The sequence below is a fragment of the Hyphomicrobium sp. genome (assembly GCF_036833075.1).
In the GTDB taxonomy this organism is placed as follows: Bacteria; Pseudomonadota; Alphaproteobacteria; order Rhizobiales; family Hyphomicrobiaceae; genus Hyphomicrobium_C.
Genome location: NZ_DAITQL010000007.1, coordinates 60,591 through 71,202, shown reverse-complemented (window position 1 = coordinate 71,202; position 10,612 = coordinate 60,591). Strand labels below are relative to the sequence as shown.

General features: G+C 69.3%; 11 protein-coding genes. 4 read left to right on the top strand and 7 right to left on the bottom strand.

Features of this window, described 5'->3' with window-relative positions; translation table 11 throughout:
• On the bottom strand, positions 1–194 hold a 194-nt coding region (locus tag V7082_RS03965), incomplete at its 3' end, for a 2-C-methyl-D-erythritol 4-phosphate cytidylyltransferase (RefSeq protein ID WP_334146323.1).
• A 214-nt stretch (positions 195–408) separates the two neighbouring features.
• On the opposite strand from V7082_RS03965, the gene dusB reads away from it, so the two are divergent.
• The 3 genes from dusB to ntrC are packed head-to-tail and all read left to right on the top strand — an operon-like array spanning position 409 to position 4,047.
• Positions 409–1,425 carry a tRNA dihydrouridine synthase DusB gene (gene dusB / locus V7082_RS03960; protein ID WP_334146336.1) on the top strand — a complete coding sequence of 339 codons (1,017 nt, stop codon included), beginning with the start codon at positions 409–411 and terminating at the stop codon, positions 1,423–1,425.
• Positions 1,422–2,594 carry a two-component system sensor histidine kinase NtrB gene (locus tag V7082_RS03955; RefSeq protein WP_334146322.1) on the top strand — a complete coding sequence of 391 codons (1,173 nt, stop codon included), beginning with the start codon at positions 1,422–1,424 and terminating at the stop codon, positions 2,592–2,594. The genes dusB and V7082_RS03955 overlap by 4 nt, the downstream gene beginning before the upstream one ends.
• Positions 2,595–2,598: 4 nt before the next feature.
• Entirely contained in the window at positions 2,599–4,047 is a 1,449-nt protein-coding gene (ntrC, locus tag V7082_RS03950) for a nitrogen regulation protein NR(I) (RefSeq protein WP_334146321.1), read from the top strand.
• A 621-nt stretch (positions 4,048–4,668) separates the two neighbouring features.
• On the opposite strand, the gene lexA is transcribed toward ntrC, so the two are convergent.
• Positions 4,669–5,394, bottom strand: a complete 726-nt coding sequence (gene lexA, locus V7082_RS03945) for a transcriptional repressor LexA (protein ID WP_334146320.1) — start codon at positions 5,392–5,394, stop codon at positions 4,669–4,671.
• Between the two features lie 311 nt (positions 5,395–5,705).
• Here lexA and V7082_RS03940 point away from each other — a divergent pair, with 311 nt between their 5' ends.
• Entirely contained in the window at positions 5,706–5,921 is a 216-nt protein-coding gene (locus V7082_RS03940; protein WP_334146319.1) for a hypothetical protein, read from the top strand.
• 91 nt (positions 5,922–6,012) lie between these two features.
• Here V7082_RS03940 and V7082_RS03935 read toward each other — a convergent pair whose 3' ends face one another.
• The 5 genes from V7082_RS03935 to V7082_RS03915 all read right to left on the bottom strand — a co-directional run bounded on the left by V7082_RS03935 (position 6,013) and on the right by V7082_RS03915 (position 10,503).
• Positions 6,013–7,212 carry a molybdopterin molybdotransferase MoeA gene (locus V7082_RS03935; RefSeq protein ID WP_334146318.1) on the bottom strand — a complete coding sequence of 400 codons (1,200 nt, stop codon included), beginning with the start codon at positions 7,210–7,212 and terminating at the stop codon, positions 6,013–6,015.
• Positions 7,209–7,715 (bottom strand): cyclic pyranopterin monophosphate synthase MoaC, encoded by a 507-nt coding sequence (gene moaC, locus V7082_RS03930; RefSeq protein ID WP_334146317.1) that lies wholly within the window; start codon positions 7,713–7,715, stop codon positions 7,209–7,211. The genes V7082_RS03935 and moaC overlap by 4 nt, the downstream gene beginning before the upstream one ends.
• A gap of 157 nt (positions 7,716–7,872) precedes the next feature.
• A complete protein-coding gene (gene trpC, locus V7082_RS03925) occupies positions 7,873–8,673 on the bottom strand; it encodes an indole-3-glycerol phosphate synthase TrpC (protein ID WP_334146316.1) in 801 nt (266 codons plus the stop codon).
• 189 nt (positions 8,674–8,862) lie between these two features.
• The gene (gene trpD, locus V7082_RS03920; RefSeq protein WP_334146315.1) at positions 8,863–9,888 is read right to left on the bottom strand and encodes an anthranilate phosphoribosyltransferase; all 1,026 of its coding nucleotides are present in this window, start codon (positions 9,886–9,888) and stop codon (positions 8,863–8,865) included.
• An 18-nt stretch (positions 9,889–9,906) separates the two neighbouring features.
• Positions 9,907–10,503: an anthranilate synthase component II gene (locus V7082_RS03915; protein ID WP_334146314.1), complete on the bottom strand. Its 597-nt coding sequence runs from the start codon at positions 10,501–10,503 to the stop codon at positions 9,907–9,909.
• Positions 10,504–10,612 lie beyond the last annotated feature (109 nt).

Here is a 10,612-nt window from a genome sequence, read left to right as displayed (position 1 = left end):
CGGTCGTCGGGATGGATGACGACGGTGATGGTGCCGATGGCCGGGCAGGCATCGAAGGCGGCGATGGCGCGGGCGAGCACCGGCCGGCCGGCCAGCAGCGCGTACTGCTTCGGCGCATGCCGGCCGGGCGCGGTCTCCTCGCGGCATGCGCGGGTGCCGCGGCCGGCGGCGACGATCAGGGCGGCGGCTGTCACGGCAGAATCCAGACCTTAATTGCGCGTCGGGACGGACTTAGCCCGCGGCGCGGCATTTGGGCAAGCAGGGGGGGCCATCGGAAGGCTGTGCGGCGGTCTTGCGCGATGTCCCGATCCGGACTACGGTGCCCAAATAGAAGGCATATAAAGTATCTGCTCGATTTATAGGCAAACAGGTTTCAGAACAGAGAGGGAGCTCTCGCTCTTGGCCCGGATCAGGATCGGCTCTCAGACTCTCGAAAACGCGGTCTTCCTCGCGCCGATGACGGGGGTCAGCGATCTGCCGTTCCGCCGTCTCGTGCACGCCGGCGGGGCCGGGCTTGTCGTGTCCGAGATGGTGGCCAGTGCGGAGCTCGCCCGGAAGCGGGCGGATGTGCTGCGCCGTGCCGAAGGCGAGGGGCTGGCTCCGTTCGTGATGCAACTCGTGGGGTGCGAAGCGTGCTGGATGGCGGAGGGCGCGCGTATCGCGGAAGCCATGGGTGCCGATGTCGTCGACATCAACATGGGCTGTCCCGCCCGCGAGGTGACAGGCAAGGCGTCGGGCTCGGCGCTCATGCGCGATCCTGATCACGCGCTGGCGCTGATCGAAGCCGTGGTCGGGGCCGTCTCTGTGCCGATGACGCTCAAGATGCGGCTCGGCTGGGACGAGCGCTCGCTGAACGCCCCCGAGCTTGCGCGCCGCGCCGAGGCCGCGGGCATCCAGCTCATCACCGTGCACGGGCGCACGCGCCAGCAGTTCTTCAAGGGCACGGCCGACTGGCCGGCGGTCCGGGCCGTCAAGGACGCGGTCGGCATTCCGGTGATCGTCAACGGCGACATCGCGACGGCCGCAGACGCGCGGGCCGCGCTCGCCGCGTCGGGCGCGGATGGCGTCATGATCGGGCGCGCCGCCTATGGTGCACCGTGGCTGCCCGGGCGCATCGCGGCGGCGCTCGCCGGGTCCGGTGCGGTGGAGGCACCGACGCTCGCCGAGCAGGGGCGCATCGCGCGCGCGCACGTGGAGGCGATGCTGGCCCACTACGGCGAGGCGCTCGGGCTGCGCAACGCGCGCAAGCACATGGGCTGGTACATCGAGACGAGCGGGCATCGCGCGCAGGCCCGCAAGCTCTGGCGACGGCGGCTGTGCACGGAGGACGACCCCGTGCGGGCGCTGGCGCTGCTGGATGCATTTTACGGAGACGCGCCCGAGCGCGATGCGATCGGGCCTGGCGTGCTGGAGGAGGCCGCGTGACGAGGAGAGCCGCCGAGCGTCCGATCCCGATCCGCAAGCCGGCGGTGGAGTACGACGCGCTCCTGGCGGCGCTTCCGCATCCGATCCTCGTGATCGGCGACGGCAACCGGATCGTCTACGGCAACGCGGCGGCGGAGGCGTTCCTCTCCACCAGCGCGCCGATGATGACGCGGATGCGGCTCGACGACGTGGTCGCGTTCGGCTGCCCGCTGCTGGCGCTCGTGGAGCAGGTCCGCGAGAGCGGTGCGACGGTCAACGAGTACGGCGTCGAGATGGCGAGCCCGAGGTTCGCCAACCCCAAGTTGGTCGATGTGTATGCGGGTCCTACGGGCGAAGGCGGGCCGCTGATCGTCGTCATGCTGCAGCAGCGCACCATGGCGCAGATGATCGAGCGCCAGCTCACGCATCGGGCGGCGGCGCGCTCGGTCTCGGGCATGGCGGACGTGCTCGCGCACGAGATCAAGAACCCGCTGTCGGGCATCAAGGGCGCCGCGCAGCTCCTCGAGCAGAACCTTTCCGACGAGGATCGCGTGCTGTCGCAGCTCATCTGTTCGGAGACCGAGCGGATCCGCAACCTCGTGAACCGCATGGAGGTGTTCGGTGACGAGCGGCCGCTCGCCAAGGAGCCGGTCAACATCCACGACGTGCTGAGCCACGTGCGCAGGCTCGCGGAAACCGGCTTCGCGCGCGGCATCCGCATCGTCGAGGATTACGATCCCTCGCTGCCGCCGGTGCCGGGCAACCGCGACAAGCTCGTGCAGGCGATGCTCAACCTCATCAAGAACGCGGCGGAGGCGATCGGCAAGAACAGGGACGGGCAGGGGCGCATCGTCCTGCAGACCTCGTTCCGGCCGGGCGTGCGGCTCTCGGTTCCGGGGGCGGACCAGCGCATCACGCTGCCGCTCATGATCCAGATCGAGGACAACGGGCCCGGCGTTCCGGATCATCTCAAGCCGCATCTCTTCGACCCCTTCGTCACCACCAAGCACAACGGCACCGGGCTCGGCCTCGCGCTCGTCGCCAAGATCATCGGCGATCACGGCGGCATCATCGAATGCGACAGCGAGGCCAGCCGGACGGTGTTCCGCGTTCTGCTGCCGCTGCAGGAGCGCGGCTCCAGAGCCGGTCCGGTGCAGCGACCGATCCCCGTCAACGACAGGAGCAGGTAGGACCATGGCCCGTGGCACCATCCTCATCGCGGACGACGACACCGCCATCCGCACCGTGTTGAACCAGGCGCTCGCCAGGGCAGGCTATGTGCCGCGCGCGACGGGAAACGCGGCGACGCTCTGGCGCTGGGTGAGCCAGGGCGAGGGCGACGTCGTGATCACCGATGTGGTGATGCCCGACGAGAACGCCTTCGACCTCATCCCGCGCATCAAGAAGGTGCGGCCGGAGCTGCCCGTCATTGTCATGAGTGCGCAGAACACGCTGATGACGGCGCTGACGGCGGCCGAGAAGGGCGCCTACGAGTACCTGCCGAAGCCGTTCGATCTCTCGGAGGTCGTGTCGGTGGTGGGCCGCGCGCTCGCCGGGTCGAACGGGCGGCCGCGGGCGGTCGCGGCCGACATGGACAGCGAGGAGCTGCCGCTGATCGGCCGCTCGCCGGCCATGCAGGAGATCTACCGCGCGCTCGCCAGGCTCACGCAGACGGATCTCACGGTGATGATCCAGGGCGAGAGCGGCACGGGCAAGGAGCTCGTCGCGCGCGTGCTGCACGACCACGGCAAGCGGCGGGCCGGCCCGTTCGTCGCCATCAACATGGCGGCCATCCCGCGCGAGCTGATCGAGAGCGAGCTGTTCGGCCACGAGAAGGGGGCGTTCACGGGCGCGCAGACGCGCACGCCGGGCCGCTTCGAGCAGGCCGAGGGCGGCACGCTGTTCCTCGACGAGATCGGCGACATGCCGCTCGAAGCCCAGACGCGCCTGCTCCGCGTGCTGCAGCAGGGTGAGTACACGACGGTGGGCGGGCGCACGCCGATCAAGACCAACGTGCGCATCGTCGCGGCCACGCACCGCGATCTCAGGAGCCAGATCCAGCAGGGGCTCTTCCGCGAGGACCTCTACTACCGCCTCAACGTCGTGCCGCTCCGGCTGCCGCCGCTGCGCGAGCGCGTCGAGGACATCGGCGATCTCGTGCGCCATTTCCTGCGTCAGGCGGCGCGCGAGGGCCTCGGGCAGAAATCCATCGAGACGGCAGCCATCGAGCGGCTCAAGACGCACCCGTGGCCCGGAAACGTGCGCGAGCTCGAGAACTTCGTGCGCCGCGTGGGAGCGCTCTACACGCAGGACACGCTGACGCAGCAGATCATCGAGCACGAGCTCGCTGAGGCGGAGCCTCCGAAGCGCAGCGCGGCCCCCGAGAGCGAGCCCAAGGATTTCGCGGAGATGGTGGAGCGCTATCTCGCGGACTATTTCGCCGGTTTCGGCAAGGAGCTGCCGCCGCCCGGGCTCTACGACCGGGTGATCCGGGAGGTCGAGCAGCCGCTGCTCTCGGCGGCGCTGGCGGCGACACGCGGCAACCAGATCCGGGCTGCCGAGCTCCTTGGGCTCAACCGCAATACGCTGAGGAGCCGGATCAAGGCGCTCGATCTCCGCGTCTTCCGCGCGCCGATGCCGTGAGGGCAGCGCGGGGGCCGCCGAACCGCACGCACCGGCTAGAGCATGTTCAGATCTTATGACTCGAAACGCCATTCCCCTCCCATCTCGCCGAAGGCGAGCCTCCGACTCGGCGTGCGGAAGAAGGGGGGACCTACGGCTGATGGTCTGCAATCCCCCCCCTCCTAGAGTGTTTCCGTTTCAGGTGGAAACAGGGGTTCGGTGTACGGAAGCGTGTCTGGACTCCGGCCTTCGCCGGAGTGACGAATTATTGGTGGCGATCCGATTGCCCGATTTCAACGTCATCCCGGCGTCATGGCGAAGCCATGCTCCGCATGGACGGCCGGGATCCGGACACGCCGATTGCTCGCACGGCCATGCCTCCACCTATGTCGGAAAGACCCTGGCCCCCCTCCTAGCGTCATGTCGGAGACATGCCTTCGGCATGACGGGGGAGGAACAAGGACGACCAAGCACGCCAACCGCGCCCATATGATCTGAACAAGCGCTAGCCCGGCGTATTCGGGCCCACGAGGATGTCCGAAGAAGGATTGCTGCATCGAGCGATAGCGGCGGACCGGCTGCAGCCGCCGCGGCCGGGCGGAAGGTTGCGCACGCCGGCGCTCAGGTTTCGATAGCTCTTTCTCAGTATCTCCGGATGAGACCCACGAGGCGACCCTGGATGTCGACTTGGTCGGGGCCGAAGATGCGCGTCTTGAACTCGGGGTTCGCGGCTTCCAGCGCGATGGTCGAGCCCTTCTTGCGCAGGCGCTTCAGCGTCGCCTCCTCCTGCTCGACGAGCGCCACGACGATGTCGCCGTTCTCGGCCGTGTCGCAGCGGCGGATGATCACCGTGTCGCCGTCGTGGATGCCGGCTTCGATCATCGAGTCGCCCTTCACCTCGAGCGCGAAGTGCTCGCCGTTGGTCAGGAGGTCCGGCGGGCAGGCGATGTCGTGGGTATGGTTCTGGATGGCGGAGATCGGCACGCCTGCCGCGATGCGGCCCATGACCGGCACCGAGACGGTGCGGCTGTCCACCATGTGCGAGGGCGGGAGCGCGATGTTGCGCACCTTGGCGCCCTCGATGACGCTCGGCTGGAACCCGATGCGGCGCGGCTCCGCCGAGACCGACGCCGCCGTCACCGCCACGGTCGAGGTTTCCGGCAGCTTCAAGACCTCGATCGCCCGCGCCCGGTGTGGCAGGCGGCGAATGAAGCCGCGCTCGACCAGCGCCGTGATCAGCCGATGGATGCCCGATTTGCTCTTGAGATCGAGCGCATCCTTCATCTCGTCGAACGAGGGCGGCACGCCGTCCGCCTGCATGCGCTCATGGATGAAGAGCAGCAGCTCTTTCTGCTTCGACGTCAGCATGGTGCCTCCCGTGCGGCCCGATACGCAAAGGCCGAGTGCCGTTTCGATTTTTGCGGATCGCGGCGCCGTCGCCCCTCGACCGTCCCACCCCGCCCCGGAGTCCGCGGCACCGATGGCGCCGCAACCTGGAGTGAGGGGGACTCACCTAAAACAAATCGTGAATGTACCCTAATCGTTCTTACAAGGTTCTGCAAGCCCGGTTGGAAAATCCCCGCGCATGGTCAAATTTTACGGTAGCGGCGCATTGCCATGGCGCGGTCCCGGCCCGTGTGCAGTTATGTCCCCAAACAGAGTCCTGTCGAGGGCACGAGATGAATACGATTGCGGGTTGGCGGCTCCAGATCATGCCCCAGTATGCGGAGCACGACCTTACGGCGTCGAGCTTCATGAACGTCGAGATCCCCCACATGGCGCGTGCCATGTCCTTTGCGCGCAACCGCGCGGGCGCGGTGCCGGGCGAGCGCATCTATGCCGTGCGCCCGTTGACCGTGGAGGAGCTGCGCCAGCCGAGCGCGACCGGTCTCTGAGGAGCGTTTGCCTGTAAGCCAAGCGGAACCGCGCTCCCGTCTTTCGACGGGACCGAAGGCTCACGCGCGGACAATCGCGCGACGCTTTCCCTTAAAGCCGATCGATCTCGATGCGCTCGCCGGCCGCGGCTGCCGGCGCGTCGTGTGTCCGCCGGATCAGGCAGTCGGCGCGTGCGAGCGCGTTGAGGAGGGAGCTGTCCTGGGAGTTGAGGGGCGTGACGGTCAATGCCCCCGTGTCGTCGCGTCCGAGCGTCGCGCGCATGAGATGCAGGCGCGGCCCGTTGGCTTCGAGCGGTCGCGTGAGGATTGCCGTTTCGCTCACCCGCGCGTCGCCGGTCTCGCCGAGGAGCGCCCGGACGAGCGGCACCAGGAACACACGCGCCGTGACCAGCGCGGAGACGGGATTGCCGGGCAGCCCGAGCACGCGCGTCGCGCCGAGCCTCCCGAACATCAGCGGCTTGCCGGGGCGCAGCGCGATCTTCCAGAACGCGAGATCGATCCCTTCGGCCTGGAGCGCGCGCCCGACCAGATCGTGGTCGCCCACCGACGCGCCGCCGATGGTGACGAGGACGTCCGCGTCGCGGGCCTCCGCGATGCGCGCGGTGAGTGCGTCTAGGCGGTCCGGTGCAATGCCGAGCGGCCGAGCCACGCCGCCGGCTTCCGTGACGAGGGCTGCAAGCCCGACGGGGTTCGAGGAGACGATCTGGCTCGGTCCGGGCGGCGTCCCAGGCGCCACGAGCTCGTCGCCCGTGGCGAGAAGCGCCACCACCGGCCGGCGCGCCACCGGAACCTCGCCGTATCCCATCGCCGCCGCGAGCGTGGCGGTGTGCGCATCGAGCCGCCGGCCGCGTGCGAGCAGCACGTCGCCCTCGGAGAAGTCGTTGCCGGCGTGGCGGATGTTGGCTCCGGCCGCGGTCGGGTGTGTGGCTGCGATCGTGTCGGCGTCGCGCGAGACGTTCTCCTGGATCACGACCGTGCCCGATCCCGCGGGCACCGGCGCGCCCGTGAAGATGCGGACGGCCTCGCCCGGCCCGAGCTGGCCCGCATAGCCATGCCCCGCGGCCGACTCGCCGATGACCCTCCAGTGGTCGCCCACGGCGCAAGCGCCGTTGCCGAACACGGCATATCCGTCCATGGCGGAGGCGGCGAACGGCGGCTGCGTGAGCCTGGCGGTGAGGTCCCGCGCCAGCACGCGGCCGGCTGCTTCGGTGATCGGCACGACCTCTTCGGCGGGGGAGGGAATTTCGGCGAGCACGCGCGCGAGCGCCTCGGCGACCGGAAGCAGGCTCATCGTTTCGGGCTCCCGGCGTGCGTGCGCGGCGGTGCGACGTAGTCGCCCGAGCGGCCGCCCGATTTGGAGACGAGCCGGACGGCGCCGATCTCCATGGCGCGATCGACCGCCTTCAGCATGTCGTAAATCGTGAGCGCCGCGACCGAGACCGCCGTCAGCGCCTCCATCTCGACGCCGGTCTGCCCGCCGACGCTCACCTCGGCGCGGATGTGCAGGCCGGCCGGCGCGTCTTCCGGCGTGAACGTCACGGCGGCCTTCGTGATCGCCAGCGGATGGCAGAGCGGGATCAGCTCGCTCGTCCTCTTGGCGGCCATGATGCCGGCGATGCGTGCGGCCGCGAGCACGTCGCCCTTGGCCGCGCCACCCGAGACGACGAGATCGAGCGCCTCGGGTGTCATGGCGATGAAGCCCTCGGCAACGGCGGTGCGCTGCGTCACCTGCTTGGCGCCGACATCCACCATGCGCGCGCGGCCCGCGTCGTCGAGATGCGTGAGCTTGCTCATGCGCGACCTCTGCGGAGTTCGCAACGTCGTTCCCTCCCCCCTGTGGGGGAGGCTAGGAGGGGGGGGCTCCAGAACGGCGGCCGTAGGGATTCTCCCCACGCCTGATCCCTCCCCACAAGGGGGAGGGGAAAAACGGCGTGCTCTCTCGATCCACGCATCATGCGGCCTCCGGTGTGAGCAGCGCGCGCGTTGCCGCCGTCACGTCGGCCTGGCGCATCAGGCTTTCGCCGACGAGGAACGTGGCGACGCCGACGCGGTTGAGGCGCGCGATGTCGGCCGGCGTGAAGATGCCGCTCTCGCCGATCACGATGCGGTCCTTCGGCACGCGCGGCGCCAGCGCTTCGGTGGTGGCGAGCGTCGTCTCGAAGGTCTTGAGGTTGCGGTTGTTGATGCCGATCAGCCGGCAGTCGAGCCTGAGCGCGCGGTCGAGCTCGGCTGCGTCGTGCACCTCGACGATGGCGTCCATGCCCCAGTCCCGCGCCGCGCCGGCGAGGTCCGCGGCGAGCGCGTCGTCCACCTCCGCCATGATGATGAGGATGCAGTCCGCGCCCCACGCGCGCGCCTCCACCACCTGGTAGGTATCGATCATGAAGTCCTTGCGCAGCACGGGCAGCGACACCGCTTCGCGCGCGCGCGTCAGGAATTCCGGCGCGCCCTGGAACGACGGGCCGTCGGTCAGGATCGACAGGCACGCCGCGCCGCCCGCCTCGTAGGCGCGCGCGAGGGCGGGGGGATCGAAATCCGCGCGGATGAGCCCCTTCGAGGGCGACGCCTTCTTGATCTCGGCGATCAGCGCCGTCTCGCCCGCGCGATGCTTCGCTTCGAGCGCCGCCGCGAAGGAGCGCACGCGCGGCGCGCTACGCGCGTATTCCGCCATGACCTGGAGCGGCCGCGCCGCCTCGGCGGCAGCGACTTCCTCGCGCTTGTAGGCGGTGATCTTTTCGAGAATGTCGGCCATGTGAGCTTCGGGTTGAGCGCCAGGAAGGGTTGCTCTATGTTTTTGGTTTGACGCGTTTTCTTAACGCGAAGTGGTGTCCACTTCGCTTGAAAACGCTCTAGCGGCCAGGGCCGCGAGGGTCAAGCCGCGGCATGCGCAGCCCAGGATAGCACGCGCCGACGGGCGCGCCGCGCTGTCAAAATGCCCTGGTCACCGCGTGCCTTGGCTGATGGCGACCAGCCGTTCGAGTGCCCGTGCCGCCCGGCCCGAGGCGATCGCCTCTTCCGCGAGCGCGGCGCCCTCGCGGAGGCTCTCCGCGCGGCCCGCGACGATCAGCGCCGCCGCCGCGTTGAGCAGCACGATGTCGCGATAGGGGCCCAGAGCTCCGGCCAGCAGGTCCTTCAACGCCTCGGCGTTGCGCGCGCCGTCGCCCCCCTTGAGTTCGGACAGCGTAACGCGCTCGAGCCCGGCATCCTCGGGCGTGACCTCGAAGGTCGTGATCGTGCCGCCGTCGAGGCAGGCGACCGCCGTCGGCCCGGTGGTCGACAGCTCGTCGAGCCCGTCGTAGCCATGGACGACCCAGGCGCGCTCCGACCCGAGCGCCCGGAGCACCTCGGCGACCGGTGTTACCCACGCGTGGGCGAACACGCCGATCACATGGCGGCGCACGCCTGCGGGGTTGCAGACCGGGCCCAGGAGGTTGAACAGCGTGCGCACGCCAAGCTCGGCGCGTGCCGGCGCCCAGGCCTTGAAGGCCGGATGATGGTGCGGGGCCCACAGGAAGCCAACGCCGGCCTCGTCCACTGCGCGCGCGATGACCTCCGGTCCGCAGTCGAGCTTGACCCCCAGCGCGGCGAGCACGTCGGAAGCGCCCGACAGCGACGAGACGGAGCGGTTGCCGTGCTTGGCGACCTTGAGGCCCGCACCCGCCGCGACGAGGGCTGCCGCCGTGGATACGTTGAACGTGCCGTGGCCGTCGCCGCCCGTGCCGACGATGTCGATCGCGCCCGGTGCCACGGTGACGGCGGTCATCCGCGCCCGCATGGCGCGTGCGGCTCCCGTGATCTCGTCCACGGTCTCGCCGCGGACGCGAAGCCCCATGAGGAAGGCCGCCATCTGTGCAGGCGTGCCTTCGGCGGTCAGCGCCTCGACCGCCTCGGCCATGCTCTCCTGCGAGAACGTTTCCCCGGCCGCGACCCTTTGCAGAACCGTCCTCACCCCCGCCGCGCCGCTCATCGGTTCCAGCCTTGCCGCCTATGCCGCATCGCGCCGGCGCGGCTTGAGGCCAGCCATGTCGAGGAAGTTCGCGAGGAGCGCATGTCCCTGCTCGGAGGCGATGCTCTCGGGGTGGAACTGCACGCCGTGCACGGGATGCGTCTTGTGCATCAGCCCCATGATGATGCCGTCCTCGGTCTCGGCGTTGACCTCGAGGCAGTCCGGCAGGCTCTTGCGCTCGACGATCAGCGAGTGGTAGCGCGTCACCTCGATCCGGGGAGGCAGGCCCTTGAACACGCCGGTATCGCTGTGCGTGATGGTCGAGAGCTTGCCGTGCATCGGCTCGGGCGCGCGGATCACCTTGCCGCCGTAGGCCTGGCCGATGGACTGATGCCCGAGGCAGACGCCGAGGATCGGGATTTTGGCCCCCGCCTTGGCGATGAGATCGAGGCAGACGCCGGCCTCGTTGGGGGTGCAGGGGCCGGGCGAGAGCACGATCGCCTTGGGCTTCATGGCGATCACCTGGTTGGCGGTGACCTTGTCGTTGCGGATCACCTCGCTCGCCGTGCCGAGCTCGCCCAGGAAATGGACGAGATTGTAGGTGAAGCTGTCGTAGTTATCGATTAGGACGAGCATGGAGCGCGGGCCTCGGGGGCGTGAGCGCGCCGGAAGGGCCGGCGCCGCAATGCCCTGATGTGGGTGTAGAAACCTGACGCGCAAGCGTCAAGCTTGCGACGTCTCCTCC

What these genes read in the sequence shown, in the direction of transcription:
- ntrC (WP_334146321.1), top strand. Translation starts at nt 2,599, where the DNA reads ATGGCCCGTGGCACCATCCTCATCGCGGACGACGACACCGCCATCCGC.
- lexA (WP_334146320.1), bottom strand. Translation starts at nt 5,394, where the DNA reads ATGCTGACGTCGAAGCAGAAAGAGCTGCTGCTCTTCATCCATGAGCGC.
- V7082_RS03940 (WP_334146319.1), top strand. Translation starts at nt 5,706, where the DNA reads ATGAATACGATTGCGGGTTGGCGGCTCCAGATCATGCCCCAGTATGCG.
- V7082_RS03935 (WP_334146318.1), bottom strand. Translation starts at nt 7,212, where the DNA reads ATGAGCCTGCTTCCGGTCGCCGAGGCGCTCGCGCGCGTGCTCGCCGAA.
- moaC (WP_334146317.1), bottom strand. Translation starts at nt 7,715, where the DNA reads ATGAGCAAGCTCACGCATCTCGACGACGCGGGCCGCGCGCGCATGGTG.
- trpC (WP_334146316.1), bottom strand. Translation starts at nt 8,673, where the DNA reads ATGGCCGACATTCTCGAAAAGATCACCGCCTACAAGCGCGAGGAAGTC.
- trpD (WP_334146315.1), bottom strand. Translation starts at nt 9,888, where the DNA reads ATGAGCGGCGCGGCGGGGGTGAGGACGGTTCTGCAAAGGGTCGCGGCC.
- V7082_RS03915 (WP_334146314.1), bottom strand. Translation starts at nt 10,503, where the DNA reads ATGCTCGTCCTAATCGATAACTACGACAGCTTCACCTACAATCTCGTC.